The organism is Helicobacter pylori (assembly GCF_001998165.1).
Classification (GTDB): Bacteria; Campylobacterota; Campylobacteria; order Campylobacterales; family Helicobacteraceae; genus Helicobacter; species Helicobacter pylori_DL.
This window is the reverse complement of sequence record NZ_MTWR01000132.1, coordinates 1-382: the sequence shown is the minus strand read 5'-3', so window position 1 is coordinate 382 and position 382 is coordinate 1. Positions and strand designations below refer to the sequence as shown.

1 protein-coding gene and 1 pseudogene are annotated in these 382 nt (G+C 40.1%); both read right to left on the bottom strand.

Going from position 1 to position 382, the window contains the following annotated elements; all coding sequences use genetic code 11:
* The coding region (locus BZK24_RS09745; RefSeq protein WP_242423444.1) for a hypothetical protein at positions 1–184 on the bottom strand (184 nt) is incomplete at its 3' end.
* Positions 162–382: pseudogene (locus BZK24_RS08525) on the bottom strand (KH domain-containing protein); the annotation flags it as partial. The gene BZK24_RS09745 and the pseudogene BZK24_RS08525, both read right to left, overlap by 23 nt.

Genomic DNA, 382 nt, shown 5'->3' with positions numbered 1-382 from the left:
CTTGCCTAGCGATCGCATACGCCATAGCCTTTTCATCAACATTTTGCCACTCAATGATGCCCTCATAAGGGGATAAATAATAATAAATCTTGTCTTTATTGCGTTGGCTTAAAAGGTAGGTCAATTCAGGAGCACTTTTTTCATAATACAAGCTTTTATTATAGCACCACGCTCTCTCCTTCAAAAAGCAGTTCTTTTTCCATGTTGCGTGCGACTCCGTGATAAACCTCTTCAATCCTGTTAGGCTGGATACGACCGTCTTCTATTAAAATTTTAATCGTCTCGCTCGCCACTTCACGCCGATAAATATTGAAACTGGACAAGCACAATTCGCTACTATCTTCGCTAAATTCTATATCCACCCCCCAAATCTTTTTAAACC